At 58.4% G+C, this 25051-nt stretch carries 24 protein-coding genes, 1 tRNA gene, 1 other RNA gene and 1 riboswitch; of the genes, 3 read left to right on the forward strand and 23 right to left on the reverse strand.

The window, feature by feature from the left end; all coding sequences use genetic code 11:
- Positions 1-68 precede the first annotated feature (68 nt).
- The 10 genes from pilO to K341_RS0102350 all read right to left on the reverse strand — a co-directional run bounded on the left by pilO (position 69) and on the right by K341_RS0102350 (position 8155).
- On the reverse strand, positions 69-632 hold the full coding sequence (gene pilO / locus K341_RS0102305) for a type 4a pilus biogenesis protein PilO (RefSeq protein ID WP_009349593.1): 564 nt from the start codon (positions 630-632) through the stop codon (positions 69-71).
- Positions 614-1813, reverse strand: coding sequence for a PilN domain-containing protein (locus K341_RS0102310; RefSeq protein WP_026761709.1), 1200 nt, complete (start codon positions 1811-1813; stop codon positions 614-616). Before K341_RS0102310 ends, pilO begins: the two co-directional genes overlap by 19 nt.
- The gene (locus K341_RS0102315; RefSeq protein ID WP_009349591.1) at positions 1791-2261 is read right to left on the reverse strand and encodes a hypothetical protein; all 471 of its coding nucleotides are present in this window, start codon (positions 2259-2261) and stop codon (positions 1791-1793) included. The genes K341_RS0102310 and K341_RS0102315 overlap by 23 nt, the downstream gene beginning before the upstream one ends.
- Positions 2251-2763, reverse strand: a complete 513-nt coding sequence (locus K341_RS0102320; RefSeq protein WP_009349590.1) for a hypothetical protein — start codon at positions 2761-2763, stop codon at positions 2251-2253. The genes K341_RS0102315 and K341_RS0102320 overlap by 11 nt, the downstream gene beginning before the upstream one ends.
- A complete protein-coding gene (locus tag K341_RS0102325) occupies positions 2753-3136 on the reverse strand; it encodes a hypothetical protein (protein WP_009349589.1) in 384 nt (127 codons plus the stop codon). The genes K341_RS0102320 and K341_RS0102325 overlap by 11 nt, the downstream gene beginning before the upstream one ends.
- Positions 3133-3627 (reverse strand): pilus assembly FimT family protein, encoded by a 495-nt coding sequence (locus K341_RS0102330; RefSeq protein ID WP_009349588.1) that lies wholly within the window; start codon positions 3625-3627, stop codon positions 3133-3135. Before K341_RS0102330 ends, K341_RS0102325 begins: the two co-directional genes overlap by 4 nt.
- Complete coding sequence (locus K341_RS0102335) at positions 3627-4196, reverse strand: prepilin peptidase (RefSeq protein ID WP_026761710.1); 570 nt, start codon at positions 4194-4196, stop codon at positions 3627-3629. Before K341_RS0102335 ends, K341_RS0102330 begins: the two co-directional genes overlap by 1 nt.
- Before the next feature lie 17 nt (positions 4197-4213).
- Positions 4214-4546, reverse strand: coding sequence for a type II secretion system protein (locus tag K341_RS0102340; protein WP_428829695.1), 333 nt, complete (start codon positions 4544-4546; stop codon positions 4214-4216).
- A 67-nt stretch (positions 4547-4613) separates the two neighbouring features.
- Positions 4614-6278, reverse strand: coding sequence for a biosynthetic-type acetolactate synthase large subunit (gene ilvB, locus K341_RS0102345; protein ID WP_026761712.1), 1665 nt, complete (start codon positions 6276-6278; stop codon positions 4614-4616).
- Positions 6279-6436: 158 nt separating this feature from the next.
- Positions 6437-8155: a methyl-accepting chemotaxis protein gene (locus K341_RS0102350; RefSeq protein ID WP_009349584.1), complete on the reverse strand. Its 1719-nt coding sequence runs from the start codon at positions 8153-8155 to the stop codon at positions 6437-6439.
- 182 nt (positions 8156-8337) lie between these two features.
- On the opposite strand from K341_RS0102350, the gene K341_RS0102355 reads away from it, so the two are divergent.
- Together K341_RS0102355 and K341_RS0102360 are read left to right on the forward strand one after the other, a co-directional pair.
- Positions 8338-8667, forward strand: coding sequence for a hypothetical protein (locus K341_RS0102355; RefSeq protein ID WP_009349583.1), 330 nt, complete (start codon positions 8338-8340; stop codon positions 8665-8667).
- Complete coding sequence (locus tag K341_RS0102360; RefSeq protein WP_009349582.1) at positions 8664-9938, forward strand: MFS transporter; 1275 nt, start codon at positions 8664-8666, stop codon at positions 9936-9938. Before K341_RS0102355 ends, K341_RS0102360 begins: the two co-directional genes overlap by 4 nt.
- 93 nt (positions 9939-10031) lie before the next feature.
- On the opposite strand, the gene K341_RS0102365 is transcribed toward K341_RS0102360, so the two are convergent.
- From K341_RS0102365 to pfkA, 7 genes are all read right to left on the reverse strand, one after another.
- On the reverse strand, positions 10032-10277 hold the full coding sequence (locus K341_RS0102365; RefSeq protein WP_009349581.1) for a pro-sigmaK processing inhibitor BofA family protein: 246 nt from the start codon (positions 10275-10277) through the stop codon (positions 10032-10034).
- A complete protein-coding gene (gene recR, locus K341_RS0102370) occupies positions 10278-10874 on the reverse strand; it encodes a recombination mediator RecR (protein ID WP_009349580.1) in 597 nt (198 codons plus the stop codon).
- Complete coding sequence (locus tag K341_RS0102375; protein WP_009658469.1) at positions 10875-11201, reverse strand: YbaB/EbfC family nucleoid-associated protein; 327 nt, start codon at positions 11199-11201, stop codon at positions 10875-10877. It abuts the gene before it with no gap.
- A gap of 57 nt (positions 11202-11258) precedes the next feature.
- The gene (dnaX, locus tag K341_RS0102380; protein WP_009349578.1) at positions 11259-13112 is read right to left on the reverse strand and encodes a DNA polymerase III subunit gamma/tau; all 1854 of its coding nucleotides are present in this window, start codon (positions 13110-13112) and stop codon (positions 11259-11261) included.
- Between the two features lie 92 nt (positions 13113-13204).
- Positions 13205-13304: signal recognition particle sRNA small type (gene ffs / locus K341_RS12215), an RNA gene on the reverse strand.
- Positions 13305-13337: 33 nt separating this feature from the next.
- Positions 13338-13428, reverse strand: a tRNA-Ser gene (locus K341_RS0102385).
- Positions 13429-13855: 427 nt separating this feature from the next.
- The gene (pfkA, locus tag K341_RS0102390; protein ID WP_009349577.1) at positions 13856-14821 is read right to left on the reverse strand and encodes a 6-phosphofructokinase; all 966 of its coding nucleotides are present in this window, start codon (positions 14819-14821) and stop codon (positions 13856-13858) included.
- A gap of 247 nt (positions 14822-15068) precedes the next feature.
- Here pfkA and K341_RS0102395 point away from each other — a divergent pair, with 247 nt between their 5' ends.
- The gene (locus K341_RS0102395; RefSeq protein WP_026761713.1) at positions 15069-15428 is read left to right on the forward strand and encodes a MerR family transcriptional regulator; all 360 of its coding nucleotides are present in this window, start codon (positions 15069-15071) and stop codon (positions 15426-15428) included.
- Positions 15429-15520: 92 nt separating this feature from the next.
- Here K341_RS0102395 and K341_RS0102400 read toward each other — a convergent pair whose 3' ends face one another.
- The 6 genes from K341_RS0102400 to K341_RS0102425 all read right to left on the reverse strand — a co-directional run bounded on the left by K341_RS0102400 (position 15521) and on the right by K341_RS0102425 (position 24897).
- Positions 15521-16729 (reverse strand): type IV pili methyl-accepting chemotaxis transducer N-terminal domain-containing protein, encoded by a 1209-nt coding sequence (locus K341_RS0102400; protein WP_009349575.1) that lies wholly within the window; start codon positions 16727-16729, stop codon positions 15521-15523.
- A gap of 168 nt (positions 16730-16897) precedes the next feature.
- Positions 16898-17455: a peptide-methionine (S)-S-oxide reductase gene (locus tag K341_RS0102405; protein ID WP_009752640.1), complete on the reverse strand. Its 558-nt coding sequence runs from the start codon at positions 17453-17455 to the stop codon at positions 16898-16900.
- Between the two features lie 15 nt (positions 17456-17470).
- The gene (gene meaB / locus K341_RS0102410; RefSeq protein WP_026761714.1) at positions 17471-18658 is read right to left on the reverse strand and encodes a methylmalonyl Co-A mutase-associated GTPase MeaB; all 1188 of its coding nucleotides are present in this window, start codon (positions 18656-18658) and stop codon (positions 17471-17473) included.
- Positions 18659-18974: 316 nt separating this feature from the next.
- Positions 18975-21173 carry a methylmalonyl-CoA mutase gene (gene scpA / locus K341_RS0102415; protein WP_009349572.1) on the reverse strand — a complete coding sequence of 733 codons (2199 nt, stop codon included), beginning with the start codon at positions 21171-21173 and terminating at the stop codon, positions 18975-18977.
- On the reverse strand, positions 21173-23359 hold the full coding sequence (locus K341_RS0102420; RefSeq protein ID WP_009349571.1) for a methylmalonyl-CoA mutase family protein: 2187 nt from the start codon (positions 23357-23359) through the stop codon (positions 21173-21175). Before K341_RS0102420 ends, scpA begins: the two co-directional genes overlap by 1 nt.
- 414 nt (positions 23360-23773) lie before the next feature.
- Positions 23774-24000: riboswitch (cobalamin riboswitch) on the reverse strand.
- A gap of 87 nt (positions 24001-24087) precedes the next feature.
- Positions 24088-24897, reverse strand: coding sequence for a G5 and 3D domain-containing protein (locus K341_RS0102425; protein WP_009349568.1), 810 nt, complete (start codon positions 24895-24897; stop codon positions 24088-24090).
- Between the last annotated feature and the right edge of the window lie 154 nt (positions 24898-25051).

The raw sequence follows: 25051 nt of genomic DNA on the forward strand, positions 1-25051 counted from the left end.
CCTATAATCCATAATCATTATCTATAATATTCTATTTGCGATACAAAAACAAGAGTGTAACCATAACATCACGGCAGATTTTTATCTCGTGCCTGTACCGCAGATGCGATTTCGACGATGAGCACACAGTGCAGGATTCCTTCGTCCGCCTTGATCTCCATATCGCCCAAGCGAACGGCACGCGCCCCCTCCGTGAGCGCATGCAGGAAATCGAGGACGGCGTAATAATTCCCGTGAAAGGACAGCTCGATTGGCAGGACGGTCAGCGCATCCGCACTCAGGGGCGGCTGCGGCGCGACAGCATCGATCGTCACGCCCGCCGCATGTGCCGTGTGCTCCACATCGGTGAGGAACGCGCCTTGACCGAGTATATCCGGAAGCGCGTCACTGTATGTACTGCGGCGCAGGTCAAGCCGGGCGGTCTCCGTCTCGTCCGCGCGGCGATATGATGCGAGCCGTGCGAGCTGCGTATGAGCCGCCGCACATTCCTTCTGTGCACTCAGACGCGCCGATGCGATATACGGCGCAAGGAAAAATACATAGAGCCCCCCGAGGATCAGCAGTCCGCCCGCGGCAATCCGCAATCGTCCGCACATCGAAAAACGCCCCATCCTCACACCTCGCTCCGCCATGCCGCGCGCAGGACAAAATGCACATGCGCAGGCTCTCCCGCCGCACCACGTTCATGCTCCGCGCGCTCGAGCGTAATACCGTCGGGGAATCCGGCATCTTCCTGCAGGCGTGTCATCATCGCAGTCAGCGCCGCATAGTGCACTGCCTCTCCTTCAATGCGCAGCATTTGCCCCTCCGCGTTGAGCGCTGTAAGACGTACGCCGCCCCCCGCCGCCGTGCCAAGCCGAATGAGCAGCGCCCTCAGCGGACGACTCTCCGATAGGAACGCACCAAGCAGCTGCGCCCGTTCTTCCATATCGGCACGCAGCTCAGTCTCTTCTTCCAACCGGTTCTGATCGGCACTGTGCAGAAGAAGTTCCGCGCGCATCTCATCCCGTGCCTGCACAGCCGTCATATAGGAACCGATGTCAGACGCGATTCCCCAAAAGAGCACTGCGGCAAGTACGGCAACTGCCGCTGCAGCACAGCGGCAGAGGTTTATTGCCTTCTGCGTGCTGCCCCAATAGCACTGTGCGGGCGTCTCCGGATGAAAGAGCAGCCCCGCGTAAATCGCGGGCAGCACTTCCTCGTCCACGGATGTCTCCGATTCGGAATTCGTTTGTGCCCACGGCAGCGGGGCGGCACGTGCCGCTTCAATCTGTGGGGCAAGCATACCGCCGCCCGGCGGACAAACAGTCAGGCGCTGCAGAGAAAGCCCCGCTTCGGCAAAAGCCGCATATACCGCCCGCACCTGTACTGCGGGCATTACCGCCGTCCAATAGCGATACGGCGGCACATCGGTCAGCGGTGTGCAGCAAAGCATTTTCTCTTCGATATGGGCATCCCCCTCTGTCTCTGCGCGAATCAACCAGAGGAGCGCGCGCCGCAGCTCTTCGCCGGTAAGAGCTGCAGGCAGTTCCCTCTGCACAATATTTGCAGCCGCTTCAGGCAGGGCAAGTGCAAGCGGCAAATGGGTCTCCTCCCTGCGCGCGAGTTCTTCCCGAACGAGCCCCGCGAGCCGCCCGGGATCGTCCTCCGCCTGCCACACATCCGTCGTCCTGCGCAGCATAGACACCGACCATACACCGGCAGTATCGTCCGGCGCGCAAAGATGCGCATAGACGAGACCGTGTGCGCTTGGATAGATGCCGACCGCTTCGCGCACCGGATGCAGGTATTTAGAAAAAACGCTGCCAAACATAGCGTTCCTCCCTCTCATGCTTTTTCATAGCGGCGCGCACGAGCTTGCCGCGCAGCCAGTCCGCACCGTCGTCGATATGCGGCTTTTCATGATCCACGGCGGCGGCGATCAGATAGATCTGCCCACCCGCACGTGTCTCGACAAAGACGCGCACCTCAATATCGCCCGTCACGGGAACCGAGCCGACGGAAAGCTCCTTGCGCCACCCCGATTTCGGCATTTCCCCATACGCCTCAGAGGACTGTTCCAAGGCCGCAGCAGCCGTCTCGATCCCGCTCTCCGCCGCAAGCCGCAGTTGGGTCTCGCGCTCATACTCTGCGGCAATGATCGTACTTGTGCGCATAAAATGAACCGCGCCGAGCGCGAGCAAGAGAACGGCCGCGAGCATCCCGAGGCCAAGCACTGAAACCGCACCGCGCTCATCACGGCGCAGGACATCAGCGCACATCTCCCTGCCCCTTTAGATACACACGCGTCTCGAGCGTATACGTATGTCCTGTGACGACACTCTCCCCCGTCATGCGGATGTGATAAAGCGGCACCGCATCCTCCTGCTCAATAGAAAGTTCCGAAATATGTACGCCCGCACCTGCAAATGAGCCCGTCATGGGAAACGACGCATAGTTGACGACCAGACGCCCCGCATCCACCCAATACCGCGTCTGCATCCGCCCCGTCTCAATATTCCTCTGCATTTCGTATCCACCTTGAAAATGCGGTTCAATGCGGTCAGAGAGGAGCGCTGACTCAACGATACGGGCAAAGGCGCTCTGCATCTCCTGCCGCAGCTCCGCATCCGCAATCTGCCGTGCATAGTTTTGTCGGCTCCATAGAACAGCAACCATGAGAAAAGTCAGGAAAAGCACAATGATCGGAAGCCCTGCCGCAAGCTCGGCGAGAATCATGCCCGTCTCTTCTGCGCGCTCTTTATGTCCCGCTCTACGTCCCATGTGCCCGCAGCCTCCGTACAAACTCCGCAGTTCGCTCCCGCCCCCATACCGTCCATGAGATGCGCTGCGTCACGTCATAAAACATATTGTCGACATTAATTTGCATTGTCATCGTATAGTCAACGTCATTTCGTAATACGGTTATGGTATTGCTCTCTATATGCTCTCCCGCATCGAGCCGCGCTTCCAGCAGAGAAAATTCTTCCCGTGCGATGAGCGCCGCATCCATGCGCGTACGCCCCTCCGCTTCGAGCAGTGCCGTCCGCGCAAAGATACCAAGCACCGCTGCCATAGCGAGAACAATCAACCCAAGCGCAGCGGTCTCGAAGAGAAGGTAGCCCGCAGCATCATTCTTCGCCGCTCGCCGTCTCACGGTGTCCCCCGCGCAAGACGAATCCGCGCCGCACGATCGATAACGACGTCCACAAAATCCTCCTTATGCCCAAGAGCATAGACGCGAATCGTCATATTCCCGCCCTCCCGCGAGATGCCCCCGTTCCCGTCAAATACAGCAGGACGGTCGCTGCGGCTGTCACGCTCCAGGCGTACGAGCGGCAGTGTGCTGTGCGATTGGACACGCCCTTCGAGGTGATGGCGAATATCATAACCGTCTGCCCGGATGAAGAGGGTCGGCTCGCGAAAGCCCGCCCGATCCCGATCGAGTACGTAGAGTACAGTCGCGGTCGTACGGCTGATCGCCTGTATCCGGCGCAGTTCTGCAGCAAGCCGCATTGCTTCGTACGTCACTGCCGCCCGCGTATAGACGCGGTGTCCCAGCGGCAGCGCCGCACTGAGCAGCACTGTCAGTATGGACAGCCCTATGAGCATCTCGACAAGCGCCATGCCGCGCATCTGCGCACACATCAGGCAAGCCCCCAATAGAGCCGCCAAATCACATCGCCGCAAAGAAATGCGAGATACCCGCCTGCCGCGAGGCAGGGGCCAAAGGGGAGCGCATCGCGCCGCCCTTTGCGCCTCGTCAAAAGCAGGAATGCCGCCATCATGCCGCCGATGAGAAATGCCGTCCACACGGCGATAATTGCCGATTCCCAACCGAGCCACAGCCCTATGCCGAGGGCGAATTTCACATCGCCGCCGCCCATACCGCCCCGCGCGGCAATATACAGGCAATAAAATAAGACGCCGCAAAGCGTCCCGCCAAGAATCGCATCAATGAGAGGCATCGTCAACCCACCCGCCGAAAAAGCCACGCCCGCAAAGGCAAACGGCAGCGTAATGCAGTCATACAAGAACCCGTCACGCACATCCAAAAACGCAAGCCAAAGGAGTACCGCCGAAAACAGAGTGCCCACGAAGAGCCGCACGCCGATCCCATGCATCGCGAAGATCCCGGCGCAGGCAAGCGTCCACAAGAGGGCAAGAACCGGAGCCGAGCGGCGCGACGGAACGAGACGACCTGCCGGCTCACGCATCACAGCGACCTCCGTTCTCATTCCTTCCGCGCATACTGCTCTGCCGTCTTGCCGTCGCATACGGCACGGCACACGTTGTCCACCGTCGCAAGCGCATAGGACTTCCCTGTCAGATCGACCTCTTTGCCCTCCGCCTGCGCTTTACCCGAGGGCGGCTTTAGATGTGCAAGATCCGTCATATAATCGGACAGTTTATCGATGCTCTCGGGGTTCTTTCCGTGCGTCGTTCGGTAGAGTGTGATCGCCGTATCAAGCGCGGTCAGATCTGCCTGCACCTTCACCGTATTCGCCGCGGCGATCGCCGCGGAAAAGCGCGGCACCGCGATCGCAAGCACGATACCGAGGATCATCACGGCAAGCATCGTCGAGAGCAGAGAGAACCCCGCTTCGCCCCAACGCCGCAACGAACCTGCGTCCTTATTTGAAATCGACGAATTCATCAATGCGCGCACCGCCCTTCGCCATCGGCTCCACAAAGCTGCGCTCCGTCTCCATCACGATCACACGCGGATGCGCCGCATCTGCCAATGCTTCATGAAGCTCCGCAGCAAACTCCTCCTGCGTTCTGACCGACACCGCCTTGATGCCAAAGCTCTCCGCATATTTCACGTAGTCCATCTCATGATCGAGCGCACACGCAATGTAGCGCTCATCATAGAGCACCTTTTGCAGCTGACGGATCATACCGAGGCTGCGGTTGTTGACAATGATGGAAAGAATGGGGAGATTCAGCCGGGCAATCGTATAGTATTCGCTGCCTGTCATTTTAATGCCGCCGTCACCCGCAATATGGATGACACGACGGCTGCTGCCCCACGCCGCCTGCGCCCCCATTGCTGCGGGGAGTCCATACCCCATCGTCCCAAGCCCGCCCGAAGTGAGCCACGTGCGCGGCTCCTCCACGCGCAGATGCAGTGCCGCCCACATCTGATGCTGCCCCACGTCCGTCGCATAGGCATAGGGTTTGCCCATTGTGCTCTCTGCAATCCGATGCAGCGCCCACGGCACAGTCAGACGCCCGACATGGTAGTCATAGTCATACGTATCCTGCCACGCGCGAATCTGCTCCCACCATGCGGAAAGCCGCCCTTTTGGCGGCTGCCGCATAAGGAGCTCCAGAATGGTTCGCATATCGCCTGCAAGCCCCAGACTGCCCGCAATGTTCTTGTCAATTTCGGCAGGATCGATATCGATGTGGATAAACTTGCGGTTCGCCGTATACTTGCTGAGATTTCCCGTCTGCCGATCGGCAAAGCGGCTGCCGATCGCAATGACGAGATCCGCCGCACCGATGGCATAGTTCGCAGCTTTCTCCCCGTGCATCCCGGCAAAACCGAGCATCTGCGGGTGCGAACTCCTGACGGCGCCCATACCCATAAGAGTATGCACGACAGGTAAATTATATTTCTCAATGAACGCCGTGACCTCGGCGGACGTCCCGGCAGAGATCACGCCGCCGCCCACGATGACGAGCGGACGCTCTGCGCGTACGATCTCCTCCGCCGCCTCCGCCGCACAGATCATAAAGTCCGCATCCGGCGTCCCGGGCGTGCGGCGGGCTACTTCCTCGGGCGCATAGACGATCTCTTCGAAAAAGAGATTGCGCGGCACATCGAGAAGCACCGGTCCCGGGCGCCCGCTCCGTGCGAGTTCAAAAGCCTTGCGCATCGCGGGGACGAGATCGTCCACGCGCTTAATTTTATAGTTGTGCTTCGTGATGGGCATCGTCACGTCGAGGATATCCGTCTCTTGGAACGCATCACGACCGAGCATCGCCATATCCACCTGTCCCGTGATGGCGACCACAGGAATCGAGTCCATATATGCCGTTGCAAGCCCCGTCACGAGATTCGTTGCGCCCGGTCCCGAGGTGGCGATGCAGACGCCGACACGCCCTGTTGCGCGTGCATAGCCGTCCGCCGCGTGCGCCGCGTTCTGCTCATGCGTCACGAGCACCTGACGCACGCTGTCCTGTCCATAGAGCGCATCGTAGAGCGGCAGAATCATACCGCCCGGATAGCCGAACACCGTATCCACGCCCTGCTCGCGCAGACATGCCAAAACTGCTTCCGCACCTCTCACGCGCACACACTCCTCAAAATTGATTGTATATTTGAAAAATATTATAACATACTCGTCTGCAACAGACAAGAGGAAATATAAAAATACACCGCGTCCGCACCTATGAGAAAACCGCCGCCCCATACAAAATGCAGGATGCGGCGGTTGCTCAGGAAATCTTATACTTTGAATTTATCCGTTTCCGTCTGCAGATCCATCGCCATATCCGAAAGGCTGCGGCTCGAGGAGGCAATCTCCTCCATGCCTGCCGCCTGCTCTTCGGTAGCGGCGGAAACGTTCTGCGACTCGCTGCCGATGCCCTTGGCAGAGGTATCGATAGTACCCATACCTTCGATAATCTGTCCCATGTTTTCGCGGAGCTCAAGAACCCGCTTGCTGACGGCGAGCGATGCGGTCTTTACCTCCTCAACCATATGAAGGATCTCGGAGAAGTTCTCGCCCGTAGCGGATACATTTTCTTTGCCCTTTTCAGCTTCGCGGCGCCCTTCCTCCATGGAAGCGACGGCATGTTCCGTCTCACTCTGAATGCCGCGGATGAGTTCGCCAATCTGCTGCGAGGCGTTCTGTGACTCCTCGGCGAGTTTTCGAACCTCTTCGGCGACAACGGCAAAGCCGCGCCCGTGCTCCCCGGCGCGCGCCGCTTCGATGGCGGCATTCAGTGCGAGCAGGTTGGTCTGTCCCGAGATGCTTGAGATGATCTCGACAATATTGCCGATTTCCTTTGACCGCTCGCCGAGCTTACTGATAATCTCACCCGTCTGCTGTACGGTCATTGCGATGGAGTTCATCTGCTCGACAGTCGACTGAACAAAGGCGTTGCCTTCTGCCGCTTTCTCCGCTGTCGCCTGCGTCTGCTCACGCGCACGGCGCTGATTTGTAATCGCATCCTCAAGTCCGCGCTGGAACGCCTCGACGATGACGCGGCTCTCGCCGACGATCTTCATCTGTTTTTCCGCCGCTTCCGCAACCTCTGTGATCGACTGCGCGACATTCTGCGTGACCTGCGCAGACTCGTTTGCGTTCGCAGTCAGCTCCTCCGAGGAACCTGCAACATTACTTGCCGTCGTCTTAATCTTGCAGATCATCGTCTGCATACTCTCAACCATGGTGTTGAATTGATGCGCAATGTGGGCAAACTCGTCGTCGCCCGTGAGTTCAATCTTCGATCGCAGATCACCTGCCGCAATCTGCCGTGCCCCCTCAAGAATCGTATCCACAGAGGATTTGATACTGCGCAGGAGCAGGACGAGGATCGCAACCGAAATGATAACGACGAGGGTCAGCGCGATGATGGTTGTCATCCAGACGCCGGAGAATACCTCCTCGCTGTGCGCCATCTCCGCACGCGCAAGCCGGACGCTGTCCGCCTTGTCCTCCTCGAGGAGATCGGTCATGCGTTTGTAGACTTCGGACTGCTCGTTGAATGCATAGTTCACAGCCGCCTCGGTATCCCCCGCATTCAATAGATCCGTTGCGTGCTGCCGCACAGACGCATAATTCTTACGCTCCTGCTTGAGTTTTTCAATGCGAGCGAGTTTCTGCGCGCGATCGGCTTCGTTCTGGAACGGCGCTTCATTAATCGCCTTTTCGTACTCCTCGTATACCTTGTTGAGCTGCGGTGTGAGCTGCGAGATCAGCCCCGCCGCGCGTGACCGCTCCTCCTCGTTCGGCGCTGTGATGCGCATGAGCTCATACTCGCGCCCATCCGCTGACAGCGACTGGAGCTGGCTGCCCACATTAATGACATGCGCCCAGCTGAAGACGCTGATGGTGTTCCCATTCAGCACGCTGCTCGCATGATTTGCATAAAATCCGTAGAGTCCAAACATTATGACTAAAAAGCCCATACTTAGGACGATTTTCTTTGCTACTGACATTTTCAGTTCCTCCCCTAATTTTTCTTTAGAACTAACCTATCTCATCATCCCTCACTCTGAGACAAAGGTTAAGTTTTTCTCATTATAGTATCCTGTACCGCAAAAAACAATATGGCGGCGAAGTTTTTTTTGTGATATACTTGCAACGTTTCTACAATAAATAAACAAAGGGACTGACAGCTATGGCAAGAATGTTAAAAAAGTTAAAACAAAAGAACGCGCCGCAAAAGGATACGACGCCTGCGCCGCCGACGGGCAAGGGTTATCTCATCCTCGGCATTGTGCTCTTCACGCTGACGCTGACGATTGCTGGCTGGGAGATGTTTGATATGACAAGCCGTGCGATGTATGTCCTGCTGACGATTTCACTCGGACTTACCTACACGAACCGCTACCACGGGCATAAGCTCAGCGAGACGCAGCGTATGCTCGTCACGCGCGGAAGCTTCGTGACGATCGGGCTTGCCGCTGCGCTCTTCTTCGTCGAGCTGTATCAGAGGTACGTCGCATGACGGATGCACAGCTTGCACAGCTCAAGCGAAAACGCGATCTGCACATGGTGCTCCCCGTCTTTCTCGTCTCGGTCATCGCGTGTATCGACCGCGTGAACATCGCCTATGCAAAACTGACGATGGAGCAGGATCTGCCGTGGCTGACGCCCGAAATCTTCGGCATGGGCGCGAGCATCTTCTTCGTTGGCTACCTCATCTTCGAGGTACCGGGCGCGCTCGTCGCGGCGCGGTTCTCCGCCGCAAAGTGGATCGCGCGCATCATGCTCACATGGGGCATGGTCTCGGCATCGCTCGCCTTCATCGAGTCCGAGACCGGCTTCTTCGTCTGCCGCTTCCTGCTCGGCGCGGCGGAGGCAAGTCTCTATCCTGTGATCTACTCCGTTCTCTTCCCCGCATGGTTTACGGAGCGCGAACGCGCACGGGCGACTTCGCTCATGCTCACATCGCTCATCATCTCGACGATCATCGGAGCGCCGCTCGCGGGGACGCTGCTGGAGATTCCGCTCTTCGGACTGCACGGCTGGCAGGTGCTCTTCGTGCTTGAAGCAGTACCGGCGGTGCTCTTCGCCTTTATCTTTTTCTTTTGGGTCAAGGATCACCCGACGCAGGTGTCCTGGCTCACCGATGAGGAAAAGACCTATCTTACAAATACCATTGCAGGAGAACTGCACACGGTACAATCCGCCCGCAAATACACGGTGTGGCAGGCGATGTCCGATCCGAAGGTACTGCGGCTCTGTCTCATCTATTTCCTGTGGGTCATCGGGTTCTGGGGCTTTAACTTCTGGATGCCGACGGTGCTCAAAAGCCTCTCGGGCTGGTCGACGGCATTCCTCGGTTGGGCGATCGCCATTCCGATGGCTGCGGCGCTGCTCGTTCAGGTGCTCGTCGGCATGTCCTCGACGCGCACGGGCGAAAAGATTTGGCATGTGGCGGGCGTGCTCTTTGTCGGGGCAATCGGGCTTGGTTTCAGCCCCTTCGCCGAAAGCCCCGCCGCCGCGCTCTTCCTCATCTGTCTCTCCGCCGTCGGCATCTATGCGTCGATGGGCGTGTGGTGGACGATCCCGACAACATTCCTATCGGGTCCCGCTGCCGCGGGCTCGATCGCGCTCATCAACTCCTGCGGCAATCTCGGCGGCTGGGTCGGTCCCTATATGATGGGCTGGATCAAGACCAACACAGGCTCGTTCGATCTCGGCTACTACCTCATGGGCGCGTTCATGTGCGGCGCAGGGCTGCTCGTGCTCACGATCCGGCGGGGCAAGGACTAATATCGGCTGTCAAATTACATAAAAGCGCACAAACAGGCTGCCGCACGGAACGGAACACATTCGTGCAGCAGCCTGTTTTTACGTTCTTTTTTATTAATATCCCAGCGCGTGCGCGATCAGGATGAGCACAACGCCCGGGATGCCGAATATGCCCGCAACAAGCGCCTTGAGGAAGGTGATCTTGATGCCGACGCCAAAGAGGTTAATCCCCCATAGGATGATGGCGCCAATGATGCTGTTCGTGATAAGTTTCCATAAAATATGAAACGGCAGCGCAATCAGTTTGCCCAGAATGCAGAACAAAACGATGGCAACGGCAACGCCTGCGATAATATCCATCTAAATCTCCCTCCTGTTCTCCATCGCGCGCGAAAGCGTCACCTCGTCGGCATACTCAAGGTCGCCGCCGACCGGCAGTCCGTGCGCGATGCGCGTAACGCGTACGCCCATCGGTTTCAAAAGTTTTGCAATATACATCGCGGTCGCCTCCCCCTCGACATTCGGGTTCGTCGCCATGATGACCTCCTGCACATCCGTAGTTCCAACGCGCGTCACCAGTTCCTTGATGCGCAGGTCGTTCGGTCCGACGCCTTCGAGCGGCGAGAGCGCACCGTGCAGGACGTGGTACACGCCGTCGTAGTCGTTCATGCGCTCCATCGCCGCGACGTCAGGCGGCTGCTCCACGACGCAGACGACGCTGTGATCACGTTTTTCCGCTGTGCAGATGGCGCAGGGATCGGTGTCCGTGAGATTAAAGCAGGTCGAGCAAAATCCGATCTTCCGCTTTGCCTCGACAATGGCGGACGCGAGCCTTTGTGCGCGCTCCATATCCATGTCAAGGACATGATAGGCAAGGCGCGCCGCCGTCTTTGCCCCGATGCCCGGGAGTGCACGGAACTGCTCCATGAGCTGCGTGAGCGGTGCGATGTGCTGCATTTAGAGGAGTCCCGGCGGCAGCCCCAGCCCGCTCGTGAGCTTGCCCATCTCCGCCGCCATCATATCGTCTACCTTCTTCGTCGCCTCGTTGAATGCCGCCGAGAGAAGATCCTGGAGCATCTCGATGTCCTCAGGATCAACCGCTGCAGGTGCGATAATAAGACTCTGCACCTGTTTCTCCCCGTCCATGACGATCTTCACCGCGCCGCCGCCGGAGGAAACCTCCACCGTACGCCGCTTGAGATCATCCTGCATCTTCTTCATCTCATTCTGCATTTTTTGAACTTTTTTCATCATACCGGCCATATTGCCGCCGCCACCAAACATATGCATTCTCCTTTTTTCTACCAATATGGTATAGCCTAACAAAAAGCGCGGGATGCGTCAAGTCTCTTCGTCGTCCGGCAGCTCGTCAAACATTTCCGCCTCCTCATCCGGCGTCGGTTCGTAGGTGTCGTACGGCACGCTGCTCTCCTCGGGTACTGCACGGGTCGGAGCAGCGGGGGGGGCAGGACGATCCTGACGCGCCGGTTTTTCGATCTCCTCGACGCGCGCTCCCGCCCCTGCAATCGAGAGCAAATCCTTCACCTGCGCGGGATATTCCGGTTGCTGCGGCGCCGCCGGGATCGGCACGCTCTCCTGTTCCTCCTCGTCTCCCGTGCAGACAACCTCCATGGCACGCCCGACAAGCTTTGTCATGACCTCTTCAAAGACGCCGCGGTGCCGTTCGCGGATAAACTTCCGCGCGATATCACGCGCAGGGCGGATGAAAAACTGCCGCTCCGTCATGCCCTCATAGGCAGCCCCTGAAAGGAGTGACGCCGCGAGTTTATCCCGCACCCCAAGCTGTGCGGAAAAGCGCTGCCAAAGCTCCATATCGAGTGTGCGCTGCACCTTTTCTGCAGCGTCGGGGGGCTTTGCCGCGGCGGCTTTTCCCCGGCTTTGCGGCGCACGTGCGGCGGGCAGCTTGACCGCCTTCGGGGAGGCGGCGGATGCAAGAGCGGCAGGAGCGGATACAGTACCGCTCCGCACTGCGGCGAGTGCCGCCGTGAGCTGCTGCACCTGCGCCTCGAGACGCGCGATGCGCCCCGTATCGACAGACGGCTGCTGCGCTGCAGGCGCAGTATGCGTTCCGCTGTCCGCCGGCGTGAGGGATTCGCGGCAAAGCGAGAGCAGCAGTGTCTCCGCCGTGATCCGCGGCTGCGGCGCCGTGCGCATCTCTTGAAGCGTTTCGCTGATGCGGCGCAGGATGTTCATAATCTCCGGCTGCGAGAAACGCGCGGCGTCTGCACGCAGCTGCTCCGCCGCCTCCGTCCCGGAAAACTCTGCCGCAAAGGACGCGCCGCCAACGCCCGCAATCATCAGCGCCCGGAAATGCAGGGCGAGTTCTACAAAGATGCGGTTCAGCTCCCGCCCGCTTTGCAGCAGCTCACTCAGCCCCGCGAGAAGTCCCGAGCCATCCTTATCAGCGATCTGCACAGCGAGCTGCGCAATGCGCTCCTTGCCGACGAGTCCGAGCGATTCCTGCACCTGCTCTGCGGTCAGCGTCCCCTCCGCGAGTGCGCTGCACTGGTCGAGGATGGAGAGCGCGTCCCGCATCCCGCCGTCCGCCTGCGCTGCGATGATGGCGAGCGCGTCATCATTCGCTGCGATCCCTGATTCCCTGCAGACATAGCTCAGCCGCTCCCGAATCTCCGCGACAGTGATGCGGTGAAAGTCATAGCGTTGGCACCGTGACTGTATCGTTGCGGGGACTTTGTGCGGCTCAGTCGTTGCGAGAATGAAGAGTACGCTCGGCGGCGGCTCTTCGAGCGTTTTGAGCAGCGCGTTGAACGCCTCCGTCGTCAGCATATGCACTTCGTCGATGATATAGATTTTGCAGCGTCCCTCGGTCGGCGCGAATTTTACCGTCTCGCGCAGATCGCGGATCTCGTCGATGCCGCGGTTCGACGCCGCGTCGATCTCAAAGACGTCCATGGACGACCCTTCCGCAATCGCGCGGCAGGACTCGCACTGCCCGCAGGGCGTGAGCGTCGGCCCTTGGGCACAGTTCAGAGAACGCGCAAGGATTTTTGCCGTGCTCGTCTTGCCCGTGCCGCGCGGTCCCGTAAAGAGATAGGCGTGACTCGTCTGTCCCGATGTCACGGCACGCGAAAGCGTCCTGCTGATATGTTCCTGCCCGACGAGATCGGCAAAGCTCGTCGGGCGCCAGCGGCGATAGAGCGCAACATAGGACATGGGGCATCCTCCTTCCCTTTAGGAAAAACCACAAAAACAAAAAAGCAGCCTCTCGGCTGCTGTAACGCACGATTTCTCCCACGGCAGACCGCAGTTCCCAGGTGTCCTCGCGGCACATGAGGCTGACCGCTTACCGCTGCTTCCTTCCGGACCTGACGGGGTTCACAGGGCTCCATTGCGCGAGACCAAGGCACTGCAGCCCGCCCTGAGAAAAATCAATAAAAATGGCGGAGAGTGAGAGATTCGAACTCTCGGTACGGTATCACCGCACACACGCTTTCCAGGCGTGCTCCTTCAACCACTCGGACAACTCTCCACGTGCTCTCAAAAGCTATTCACTTCTGCAACATTGCATAGTCTAGCATGGGAGGGGAAGTGTTGTCAAGAGTAAATTAGACGTGACGCGGGATTTTAGGCGTACATCGTAACGCGAAAGTTTGGATGCATAGCTAGCCCCCTCCGGTGACCACCGCAAGGAAGCTACCGGCTTTACGAAATCCTATCCACCTATGCGCCCCCGTAGTGGCGCCGCGCTGCTGCGCCCTGTAACAAGTTATGGCGGCGTAACAATATGACACAGTTATGTGCCAAAAGCCCACTTTGCGTCGATGAGTAAGTGGCGCGGAAGTTTCGATGCATAACGAGGAATGAGGAGGACACAAGGGAAGGCGTAGTAAAAAGCTACGTCGACCGCAGTGTCCGACGACATGACAAAGTTAGGCGCGAAAATCCCGCGTCACGTCTCACGCTAAGACGCGGGAAAGACGTACAAGTTCCGGATCCAGCGTCTTCTTATTATTCACCGCCTCAAATAGGTTCACGCTGACGACTTGTCCCTCGTTGAAGCTGAACACGACGTCGTTGATGCCCGAAATGACGGCGAGTGCCGCCTTTTCGCCGAGCATGGACGCCTTGATGCGATCCTCGACGGTCGGCGATCCGCCGCGTTGGATGTGTCCGAGAACGGAGACGCGCGTGTCGATTTCAGTTTTCTCGCTGATGATCTTGCCGATCTCTATGGCGGAACCCGCGCCCTCCGCGACAACAATGATGCTGTAGCGTTTGCCGCGGTCATACATCTCCTGCAGTTCGATGCTGATCTCCTCGAGATCGTAGGCGACCTCCGGTACGAGGATGAACTCTGCCCCGCCCGCGATGCCGGACATCATGGCAAGCCAGCCCGAATGCCGCCCCATAACCTCGACGAGAATGATGCGGCGATGCGCGGATGCTGTATCGCGCAACTTGTTGATGGCATCCACGATGGTGTTGCACGCCGTATCGCAGCCGATGGTATAATCCATGCCCCAGACATCGTTGTCGATTGTTCCCGGGAGCCCCACGATGGGCATCCCTGTTTCACGGCTCATCATCGAGCCGCCCGTGAGCGAGCCGTCGCCGCCAATGATAACGAGCCCCTCGATGCCGCGTTTGCGCAGATTTTCAAACGCTGTTTTGCGCCCCTCGGGCGTCATAAATGACTTGCTGCGTGCCGTTCCGAGAAACGTCCCGCCGCGCTGGATGAGATCACTGACGCTGCGCGTCGTGAGCTGCTCAATATCGTCGTGCACCATGCCGCTGTAGCCGTTGTGCACTCCGTAGACCTCGACACCCTCATAGACGGCAGTGCGCACCACAGCACGCGCCGCCGCATTCATCCCCGGGCTGTCGCCGCCTGAGGTGACGACCGCAATGGCCTTTTTCAGCATAAAACATCCCCCGTCCCATATCCAAACTGCCCTGCGCACGCAGAGCCGATGATTCCTGCTCCTATTCTACGAAAGGAGGCACAAAAAGTAAAGGCTTTCACAGAAAAAACCTTTCTATGTCAGTCCGAACCGAATTATTTTCAACTCATTATGCCGAAACTGCCTTTTAGGTACTTGACTTATAGTTTGCTCCATCGCTTATAATCCCCATAATAAAGGAATTTTTTGCGCGGAAAGGATTGGTTTCATGACAATAAAAGAAGTCAGTAAGAAGTACGGCATCTCAACGGATACGCTGCGATACTATGAACGCATTGGACTTTTGCCGCGCATCAAACGAACGGAAAGCGGCATCCGCAATTTTGATGAAGAGGCGTGCGAATGGATTGCGTTCATCAAGTGCATGCGTGACTGCGGCGTGCAGATCGCATCGCTCACGCAGTATGTGGCGCTGTCTTTTGTCGAGGGAACGGAGCTCGAGCGGCTCAACATTCTAAAAGAGCAGCGCACCCGGCTCCATACCCAACGGGATGAGCTGGATGCGACGATTGAACGGCTCAATAAAAAGATACAGCATTATGAGGATGTGCTGAACGCACAGCGCTGAGGATAGCTCTCGTGTGTGAAACGCCGGCATTCGCCGGCGGGCACAGATGAAAAATATCGGCAGGAACATTGTTCCTGCCGATATTTTTATTGCTATACCTTAAATTTCCCAACCAGCCCGTCAAGCTTTGCAGAAAGTCCCGATAGATGCTCTGCAGCGGCGGCAAACGCCTGCAGTGAAGCGCTCTGCTCTTCAATGGCTGCCGCCCCCTCTTCGGTGCAGGAGGCAATATGCTGTGCCGCCTCAGCGATATCGTTCGTTGCGGCCGACGCGCTGTCTGCGCACGCACGCGTCAGCTCGGCGGCGGTGATAAGAGCGCCGCTCCGTGCGGCTGCTTCGATACCGCCGATCTGCTCCTGCATCAGTTTGACCTGCGCGGCAATCCCCGATACGCTCGATGCGAGCGTTCGAATGTCGTCGTTCTGTTTCTGCGTGCTGTCCGCCATATCCGTGACCGCTGCAGCCGCATATTCCACGGCGCTGCTGTTTTCGATGCTTGCCTTCCAGAGATTTTCAGCAAGCGCAGAGACCTCCGCAGAGCATTCCTGCGCCTCCTTCACGATGCGGCGCAAATCGGCAACGAAATTGTTAAAGCAGCTGACGATACGTCCAATTTCATCCTCCCGATCCGCGTGGAGCTTCTGCCGCAGATCGCCCTCGCGTCCCGCAACCCTCGCAAAGGAAAGCGTAAGCGCCGCGAGCGGGCGGAGCATCTGCGTGATAATGAGATAAGAAGCTCCGGCAAAGATGATAAGTGCCGCGACGAGTATACCGAGTCCAATATTCTCCGCCAGTACGATCTTCGTGCGGTTTGCCTCATCATAGGCGCGCACCAGCTCGTTCACCTGTTCTGCATATCCGTTGACCTCAACGGCAACCTTCATCTCCGCCGCCGCGCGCGCTTCGGGTGCTGCGGCATCCGCCACGGCGAGCACATCGGCGCGGTAGGATGTCCAAATCGACTTGACATGCGCGAGCTCCCTCTGTACATCGGCATCGGCGGCGGGACGGAGGCGCAGCTCCTCATCGCCATGCTCCAGCCCCTCAAGTGTACGGTCACACTCGCCAATATACCGAAGCATCTCGCCCCGAATCCCCGCCGCCTCTATAACGTCGGCATGAACAAGACGCGATGAGAGCCACGCAAGCCGATAGACGCGCATACGGAGGACGCCCGCGTTATTCACCGAGGGCGAATCCGATTTTAACTGCTCTAATACGAAAAAATTAAGCCCCACGAGTCCTACAATGAGTGCAAATAAGATAACAAGCGTCGCCCGAAGCTTACTTCGTATCATCATATTTTACTTCCCCCAAAATCATTCTGATTCAATGACTTTCTCTATGAACTGCATTATAGCATAAAAAGTATGTATTGTGATGCTATTTTATAATAATTGCGCGCATATCATATAGAAAAACGGTCATAGAAGCGCATATCTTCTATGACCGTCGTATTACATTATAATTTAGAGTGAAACGAGTTCCCGCAAACGTCCGAAATCGATGTAGGTCTCCGTCTCCGGATGCTTCTTCAAATACCCTTGGTGAGAGTCGTCCGCCGGCTGAAAGGAGGTCAGGCGCTCCATTGTCGCGTGCATGACGCGCCGCGCGTCGGCGTTGTGGTTCGGATCGTTGAGCACAAGCGCTTCGCCCGTGTCGGGGCAGCGTCCGCGCCCCGCGAGAAAAGTCATATGGAGCGCGACCAGCGGTTCATCCTCGGCGCTCTCGTAGAACACGCCGGCACGGTACGCGGCGCCGCGCACATAGCCCTGTCCGTCAATGCTGTACGGGGTGACGACGGCAAAGAGGAGGTCGAGGATCTGCGAGATGTCGATCTTCTTTGGATCGAACGCGATCTCGATGCCCATGCGCCCCCCTGCCGCGCCGGTCGCGACGTCCTCGTGACGCGCATTCTCCGCCGCATTGATATAGCCCGTGCGGACGGAGATGATGCCGCGCCGCCCGGCGAATACTTCCTCCAGCTCGTACATATCCGCGCCGGAAAGACAGATGCGTTTGGTCACGGTGTTCACCTCCTTTTAGTTCGTAAACAGATCGACCTGCCGCGATGCCGCGCGGTGAACGTCAAAGACGCCGAGGAGTTCGGCGACCGCCTGTGTCGGCGAAATCTCCCCGGAGATGACAGCATCCTTGATTTCGGGCATACGGCCGCGCACCACGGCATCCTCGAAGAAGAGATTGTGCAGATGCTCGTCGATCATGCTGTTCATCCAGTCGAGGAGCTGCCCCTCGCGTCGTTTTTTCCATACGCCGCTCTTTTCGGTGCGCTCGCGGAAGGCACGAATGACCGTCCAGAGTTCGGCGAGCCCCGTCTTTTCGATCGCCGAGGCGAGGTAGGCGTGCGTCTCCCAGCCCGGGGTCGCGGGACGGATGAACTCGATCATGCGCTCATACTGCCCGCGCGCAACACGCGCCTTGAGGAGGTTGTCGCCGTCCGCCTTGTTGATGACGATGGCATCCGCAAGCTCCATGATGCCCTTTTTGATGCCTTGGAGCTCGTCGCCCGCGCCCGTCAGCACGACGAGCAGGAAGAAGTCAACCATGGAGCGCACGGTTGTCTCGGACTGTCCGACGCCGACCGTCTCGATGATGATGACGTCGTAGCCCGCCGCCTCGCAGAGCAGCATGGTCTCGCGGCTCTTGCGCGCGACACCGCCGAGGGTGCCGCCCGCAGGCGAGGGGCGAATGAACGCCTCGGGACGCCGTGAGAGCGTTCCCATGCGCGTCTTGTCGCCGAGGATAGAGCCTTTGGTCACGGAGCTGGTCGGGTCGACCGTGAGGACGGCAACACGATGCCCCGCGTCGCAGAGCATGTTGCCGAATGCCTCGATCATGGTCGATTTGCCCGCGCCCGGCACACCGGTGAAGCCGACGCGCAGTGCCTTTCCTGTGCGCGGCAGAAGCCGCTGGAGCACGCGCTGAGCGAGCTTAAAATGCTTGCTGCTGTTGCTTTCGATGAGGGTGATGGCGCGCGAGAGCGTCATGCGGTCGCCCTTCTCGACGCCTGCAACATAGTCGTCCTCGGTCATGACGAGACGGCGGCGCGGTCGCGCCTCTCCGCTCATGAGCTTCGGGTTGATATTGCCGACCGTGAGATCCTTGATGCCCTCGATGCCGCCCATGACCGTGGTCGTGAACTTCTCATCGGCGCCCTCGGGTACCCAGTCGGGACGTTCGGTAGTATAGCCGTGATGTTCGTCGCTCATAATTCCTCCTTTCTTTGGGCGGGACGCGATCTTTCGCCCCGCCTTCATATCTCTATACGAGATATATGGTATGTGCTTCTCATGATTCTTTTGGTATGATCCCCCTTCGCACCCCTGCCGCCGTCGCTTGATCCGGGGCGGAATCTTTGATGCATCGCGCGAAATGAGGAAAACGCGAGGAAGGCGTAGTCAAAAGCCTACGTCGACGAAGCGTTTGACGAAATGACAAAGCGAGGCGCAAAGATCCCGCCCCGGTCGAATGCGAAAAAGGCTATTGCACGATATCACCTCGTGCAACAGCCCCCTTCCGCTGCGGTCAGCCCGCAGCTTCTTCCTTCGCCCGATCGATGAGGAGCGTCAGAAGTTTAATCCCTGCTTCCGGAATATTAGTGCCCGGCGCGAAGATCGCGACGGCGCCGTGTTCGTAAAGGTTGTCATAATCCTGCACCGGAATAACGCCGCCGATGCAGACCATGATATCGTCGCGTCCAAGTTTGTGGAGTTCGTCAACCAGCTGCGGCAGGAGTGTGTTGTGGCCTGCAGCGAGCGAGCTGAACCCGACCATGTGAACGTCGTTGTCGACCGCGTCCTGTGCAGTCTCCTCCGGCGTCTGGAAGAGCGGCCCCACGTCGACGTCCCAGCCCATGTCGGCGAAGGACGAGGCGATGACCTTCTGTCCGCGGTCGTGTCCGTCCTGTCCCATCTTCGCGACGAAGATACGCGGACGGCGACCGGTGAGCTCTTCGAACTCGTCCGCCATCTCGCGGGCGCGCTCGAGCTCGCTCTTGTCGGTGAACTCGGAGGAATAGACACCCGAGATGGTGTGAATGACCGCCTGGAATCGCCCGGAGACCTTCTCGACAGCATCGGAGATCTCACCGAGCGATGCGCGGACGCGTGCCGCGTCGACAGCCGCTTCAAGCAGGTTGCCGTTGTCGCGGGATTCCGCCGCCTTTGTGATACCCTCGAGAGTGCGGCGCACATCGTCCTCGTTGCGCTCGCGGCGCAGTTTTTCGAGACGCTCGATCTGTGCCTGACGCACCGCCGTGTTGTCGATCGCGAGGATCTGCAGCGGGTCTTCCTTCTCGAGACGGTACTTGTTCACGCCGACGATGCTCTCGATACCGGAGTCGATCTGCGCCTGGCGGCGTGCGGATGCCTCTTCGATACGCATCTTCGGCAGCCCTGTCGAGATCGCCTTTGCCATGCCGCCGAGTGCTTCGACTTCCTGGATATGCGCCCATGCACGGCGGATGATCTCGTTTGTAAGAGCCTCAACGTAGTAGGAACCGCCCCACGGGTCGATGATCTTGCAGACGCTCGTCTCGTCCTGGATGTAGAGCTGCGTGTTGCGTGCAATACGCGCGGAGAAGTCGGTCGGCAGCGCGATCGCCTCGTCGAGTGCGTTCGTGTGCAGTGACTGGGTATGTCCGAGCGCCGCGCCCATCGCCTCCATCGCCGTGCGGGCGATGTTGTTGAACGGATCCTGCGCTGTGAGCGACCAGCCGGATGTCTGGCTGTGTGTACGCAGCGCCATGGACTTGTCGTTCTTGGCGTCGAAGGACTTGACGATCTTCGCCCAGAGCACGCGCGCCGCGCGCATCTTTGCAATCTCCATGAAGTAGTTCTTGCCGATCGCCCAGAAGAACGAGAGACGTTTTGCAAAGTCGTCAACGGCAAGCCCTGCCTTGATGCCCGTACGGATGTACTCGAGACCGTCGGCGAGCGTGTAGCCGAGCTCGATGTCCGCAGGCGCGCCGGCTTCCTGCATATGGTAGCCGGAGATGGAGATGCTGTTGAACTTCGGCATGTACTTCGTCGTGTACTCGAAGATGTCGCCGATGATGCGCATCGACATATCCGGCGGGTAGATGTAGGTGTTGCGAACCATGAACTCTTTCAGAATGTCGTTCTGAATCGTTCCCGCCATGATCTTCTTGTCAACGCCCTGCTCTTCACCCGAGACGATGAAGAATGCGAGAACGGGCAGAACCGCGCCGTTCATCGTCATGGAGACGGACATCTGGTCGAGCGGGATGCCCGAGAACAGGATGTTCATATCCAGCATGGAGCAGACCGAAACGCCCGCCTTGCCGACGTCGCCGACAACGCGCGGGTTGTCCGCGTCATAGCCGCGGTGGGTCGGGAGGTCAAACGCGATGGAAAGACCTTTCTGACCTGCGGCGAGGTTGCGGCGATAGAATGCATTGGATTCCTCCGCCGTGGAGAAACCTGCGTACTGACGCACCGTCCACGGACGGAACACATACATCGTGGAGTAAGGTCCGCGCAGGCACGGCGGAATGCCGCTCGCGAAGTCGAGGTGACTCATATGCGCGTATTCATCGTGATCGTAATACGGTTTTACAGGCACGCGCTCCATCGTCTTGTGCGTGAGCGCGTCGAAGCTGCGTCCGGTCGATCCCTCAAAGAGGGCGCGCCACTCCTTGGAATCTGCGGAGGGGCTTTCGCCGAGGCTCATGCCTGTAAAATCGGGATTCGTAAATCCGGCCATTAGGCAATCATCCCTTTCTTCTTCTGGAGGCGCTCAAGCGTCTCATAGCAGTTTGCCTTCACGGAGATGTACTCGTCGATGCCCGCGTTGTTGTAGGTCTCGAGGAGATCCTTCGGCGCAGCGCCCGCAAGGAACACGCGCGCGTTCGGGAGTACTTCGTGGAGCTTCGGTGCGAGTGCGGGAACGATCTCGGGATAGGTCGCATCCGTCGAGCAGATGACGACCGCGTCCGCGCCGCTCTTGCCTGCAGCTTCCGCCGCCTCTTCGACCGTCTTAAAGCCGTCGTTGCCGAGCACTTCGAATGCGCCGACCTGCAGGAAGCCCGTGGTGAAGTCTGCACGCGCCTTGTGCTGCGGGATGGGTCCCATGTTCGCGAGGAAGATCTTGACGTTGTCGTTCTTCTCCGCCTTGTAGTCCTCAGTGCGGCGGCGCAGCGCCTCGAAGCGCTCGCTCCAGCGGTGCGGCGCGATAGCGTCGACCTCTTCGGACGCCGGTTTGCCCTCGATGACCGCAGCCATGAGTTCCGCGATGGTCGCGCCGGCAAATGCCGCCTCGACGCCGTTCTCGACGGTAGGCGCGCTCCTGAGCGCTGTCAGCGCGTCTTTGCAGTGCTTCACATCAATGTCGGCGAGATATGCGTCGATATCGGCGGCACGCTGCTGTTTCAGCGCCACCGTATCCTCTTCGCGGCGGTCGAGCAGGGTCTCCGTCATGTTCGGATACATGTTGTTGCCGACGATGCGATCCTTGCGCACATCCGCCTTCTTGAAGCGGTCGGCAAGGATCTTCGCGATCTCTTCCTGCACATAGCCGCTCTTTAAGGCCTCGACGATCCCGCCTTTGCCCTCGATGGTCTGGAACTCCGCCCAGATGCGTTCTTTCATCTGGCGCGTCAGCGATTCGACCGCCCACGATCCGCCTGCGGGATCGATCGGCTGGAGCATCCCGAACTCCTCCTGGAGCATGATCTGGATGTTGCGCGCAATGCGCCGGGAGAATTCGTCACCCTTACGGATCGGTTCGTCAAACGGTGCGCTCTCGAAGGAATCGATGCCGCCGACAACGCCCGAGAAGATCTCCGTCGTATTGCGGAGCATGTTGACGTACGGGTCGTAAACGGTCTTGAAGAAGAGCGCGGGGCGCGCGTGAATGCGCATCTTCTGCGATTCCGCGTTCCCGCCGAACGCCTTGACGATCTGCGCCCAAATCGGACGCACCGCGCGCAGTTTCGCAATCTGGAGGAAGAAGTTCGCGCCCATGGAGAACCCGAACATGATCTGCGACGCCGCGTCGTCAACCGTGAGCCCGCGCTCACAGAGCGCACGCAGATACGCCGTCGCCGTTGCGAGCGAGGAGGCAATCTCCTGCACGTCGTTCGCACCGCCGTTGCTGTAAACATCGCTGCGTACAAATACGGTTTTGACATGCGGCGCGTTCTCCACCGCCCATTTTGCCGCCGCCGCCATTGCATCATACTGTGCGCTGAGCGACGCGCCGATCTTGCCGCGTGCGGCGAGCTCGCCGATGGGGTCGGCGCCGATGACGCCGCGCACGCCCGACATATCCTCCCCTGCCGCACGGCGTGCCGCCGCGATGAGCGAGAGGATCGGGAGCACCGCCGCGCCTGCATAGACATAGAGCGGAAACTTCCCGAGATCGAGCCCCTCGAGCAGCGTGTGCATATCGTCGACTGTCGTCACGCTCGTGCCGAGGTCACCGACATGTTCCGCCTCGCGCGCGTCGACGCCTTTGCGTGACGCACTGTCGAGGACGATGTGGTAGATGGTCGAGCCCTTGTCATTCTCATGGCGGAGCAGCTCGTTGTTCTCCTTGGGCAGCGTCTCATCGCAACCCTGCGCGATTCCCCAAGGCTTTCCGATGTACCCCGCTGCGTCCACACCGCGCAGGAAATCGCCCATCCCCGGCATAACGCTCTTGGGCAGGATTTCCTCCGTGTGCTTCTTCGTGTACATAGGCTCGAATGTGATGCCCTCGTAGGTTTTCGTGAACATCACCTTTTCGAACGGAGCTCCCTTGAGCAGAGCTTCGCACGCAGCTTTCCACTCCTCGTCGGTCGGCGGAGTGAATTCATCGAGCGGAACGTCGGGGAAATCCTCGACCTCAGCCGATTTCTTCAGAAGCTGCTGAAGTTCTTCGTCGCTTGAGCGCTCTTTTTCTTCCGGCATAGTACGTCCTCCTTTGTATGATAAGGGAAGCTGATGAACTCAAACTTCTCTTAAAAACTGCGGTGAGGCAGTTTTTTATAAAAAAAACACCCCGAGCTTCCACCCTCGGAGTGACCTCCATAACGGAGATAAATGAGAACTGAAAAGATGAGCAATGTTTCCCCAAGGGGTGTATACCGCCCCTTCATCCCGGGGAAATCGCTATGCACGGAAGCTCATCTTCCCATGCACACCGATCTCCTCGGGACATGCTCACGCACCGTATGGCAAGCGAAAAGCCCGCCCCACACGTTGTGCAGGACGGGCTTCCGATATCGTCACTCAGTTCTCATCTAATCCGATCTCTTGGCTGCGCCGGATTTTCGTTTTGAAGCGAACGATTCGTAATCCCCATCCCCATCACTCGTAGGTCAAACGGTGATTGTCAATCAGGCAGTTCTCCTGGCTTCAGTTCATCGCTCGCCTGCGCCTTCCCAAGGATGTTATCCCCAGTGACTGTAGATGTGTCCCATCTACCTTGCAGGTTCACTCGCTGTTACAGTGGCGTGACCGCTCCGGCTTATACCGGATTCCCTATTAAGTTCGGTTGATGTCCGCATATATGCGACGCATCTCCCTACACCTGATCCAATCCATATGAAGTTTTTATCGTACGATAGTATAGTAGCACTGATGAACGCTCTTGTCAATAAAAAATCGCGCGATTTTTGTGTCGCGCGAAAATTTTATTATTCGAGTACGTAGACCTCGACGTTGCGCCGTCCAAATTGGATTGCTTCGTCGTAGCTCTCCATGCAGAGATCAATTTTTTGTCCGACGATGGCGCCGCCCGTATCCGCGGCGATCGCCTCGCCGTAGCCCGGGATGTAGAGGCGCGATCCGAGCGGGATCACGTTCGGATCGACCGCGACGACACCGCGCCGCGCCGGGATGCCGCTGGCCGTGATGCCGCTGCCGCCGCCGTCGCTCGGCAGGTATGCCGAGGCATGCATGGTATATGCCGCACGGTAGCGCGGGATGCCGCGGCTGACACGCTCTGCCTCGCGTTCACGTGCGCGGCGGGCTTCGGCTGCCTCCGGCTTTTCCGTCAGCATAATCGCAAGATGTTCCGTGACAGGGGCATCCACACCCGGTGCCGCGTCGATCTCGTTCATATTATAGCCGTACTCCGCCATGACGTCGCCGACCGTGCGGCTGCTCGTCATGACCTCCTGCGTATCACCCCAAAACGAAATTGTCACAGGCACCGCACGGCGCACTTCGATTTCGGTGCGGCGCCGGTCCTCGCTTCGAAACACCTCGTAGGTGTCCTTCTCACCGAGTTTTACGCCGAGTTTGGCAAAAATATCCTTGGGTTTCGTCTGTACCGTCATATCGGTGAGGGTCTGCCCGTCAACATGCACGCTGACGCGGTGCATGTTCTTCGGAAAGCCGTTCATCGTGAATCCACTCGAGAGCAGCATCATGCCGCCGAGCATGGCACAGAGCATCGTGTTTTTCTTAGTTTGAATGAAATTCCCTACTGATTTCAAACGCATAGAATGCCCCCTTTGTTTGAAAGCATTTTCCCACTTTAAGCTGAATTTTTCATGAAGAATGGGATGCGGATGCGAATTGATAGCAATTTTCTGTTCTTACTCTCCACAATCTAGGATTTTCTTCCCAATACAAAAGCCCCACACCACCGTTTTT

The organism is Centipeda artemidis DSM 19719, assembly GCF_000426665.1.
GTDB lineage: Bacteria > Bacillota > Negativicutes > Selenomonadales > Selenomonadaceae > Centipeda > Centipeda artemidis.

Excerpts from the sequence above, each read along its gene's own strand:
- pilO (WP_009349593.1), bottom strand. The coding sequence starts at position 632 with ATGGCGGAGCGAGGTGTGAGGATGGGGCGTTTTTCGATGTGCGGACGA.
- K341_RS0102310 (WP_026761709.1), bottom strand. The coding sequence starts at position 1,813 with ATGTTTGGCAGCGTTTTTTCTAAATACCTGCATCCGGTGCGCGAAGCG.
- K341_RS0102315 (WP_009349591.1), bottom strand. The coding sequence starts at position 2,261 with ATGTGCGCTGATGTCCTGCGCCGTGATGAGCGCGGTGCGGTTTCAGTG.
- K341_RS0102320 (WP_009349590.1), bottom strand. The coding sequence starts at position 2,763 with ATGGGACGTAGAGCGGGACATAAAGAGCGCGCAGAAGAGACGGGCATG.
- K341_RS0102330 (WP_009349588.1), bottom strand. The coding sequence starts at position 3,627 with ATGTGTGCGCAGATGCGCGGCATGGCGCTTGTCGAGATGCTCATAGGG.
- K341_RS0102335 (WP_026761710.1), bottom strand. The coding sequence starts at position 4,196 with ATGCGTGAGCCGGCAGGTCGTCTCGTTCCGTCGCGCCGCTCGGCTCCG.
- K341_RS0102340 (WP_428829695.1), bottom strand. The coding sequence starts at position 4,546 with ATGATCCTCGGTATCGTGCTTGCGATCGCGGTGCCGCGCTTTTCCGCG.
- K341_RS0102350 (WP_009349584.1), bottom strand. The coding sequence starts at position 8,155 with ATGTCAGTAGCAAAGAAAATCGTCCTAAGTATGGGCTTTTTAGTCATA.
- K341_RS0102355 (WP_009349583.1), top strand. The coding sequence starts at position 8,338 with ATGGCAAGAATGTTAAAAAAGTTAAAACAAAAGAACGCGCCGCAAAAG.
- K341_RS0102360 (WP_009349582.1), top strand. The coding sequence starts at position 8,664 with ATGACGGATGCACAGCTTGCACAGCTCAAGCGAAAACGCGATCTGCAC.
- K341_RS0102365 (WP_009349581.1), bottom strand. The coding sequence starts at position 10,277 with ATGGATATTATCGCAGGCGTTGCCGTTGCCATCGTTTTGTTCTGCATT.
- recR (WP_009349580.1), bottom strand. The coding sequence starts at position 10,874 with ATGCAGCACATCGCACCGCTCACGCAGCTCATGGAGCAGTTCCGTGCA.
- K341_RS0102375 (WP_009658469.1), bottom strand. The coding sequence starts at position 11,201 with ATGTTTGGTGGCGGCGGCAATATGGCCGGTATGATGAAAAAAGTTCAA.
- dnaX (WP_009349578.1), bottom strand. The coding sequence starts at position 13,112 with ATGTCCTATGTTGCGCTCTATCGCCGCTGGCGCCCGACGAGCTTTGCC.
- pfkA (WP_009349577.1), bottom strand. The coding sequence starts at position 14,821 with ATGCTGAAAAAGGCCATTGCGGTCGTCACCTCAGGCGGCGACAGCCCG.
- K341_RS0102395 (WP_026761713.1), top strand. The coding sequence starts at position 15,069 with ATGACAATAAAAGAAGTCAGTAAGAAGTACGGCATCTCAACGGATACG.
- K341_RS0102400 (WP_009349575.1), bottom strand. The coding sequence starts at position 16,729 with ATGATGATACGAAGTAAGCTTCGGGCGACGCTTGTTATCTTATTTGCA.
- meaB (WP_026761714.1), bottom strand. The coding sequence starts at position 18,658 with ATGAGCGACGAACATCACGGCTATACTACCGAACGTCCCGACTGGGTA.
- scpA (WP_009349572.1), bottom strand. The coding sequence starts at position 21,173 with ATGGCCGGATTTACGAATCCCGATTTTACAGGCATGAGCCTCGGCGAA.
- K341_RS0102420 (WP_009349571.1), bottom strand. The coding sequence starts at position 23,359 with ATGCCGGAAGAAAAAGAGCGCTCAAGCGACGAAGAACTTCAGCAGCTT.
- K341_RS0102425 (WP_009349568.1), bottom strand. The coding sequence starts at position 24,897 with ATGCGTTTGAAATCAGTAGGGAATTTCATTCAAACTAAGAAAAACACG.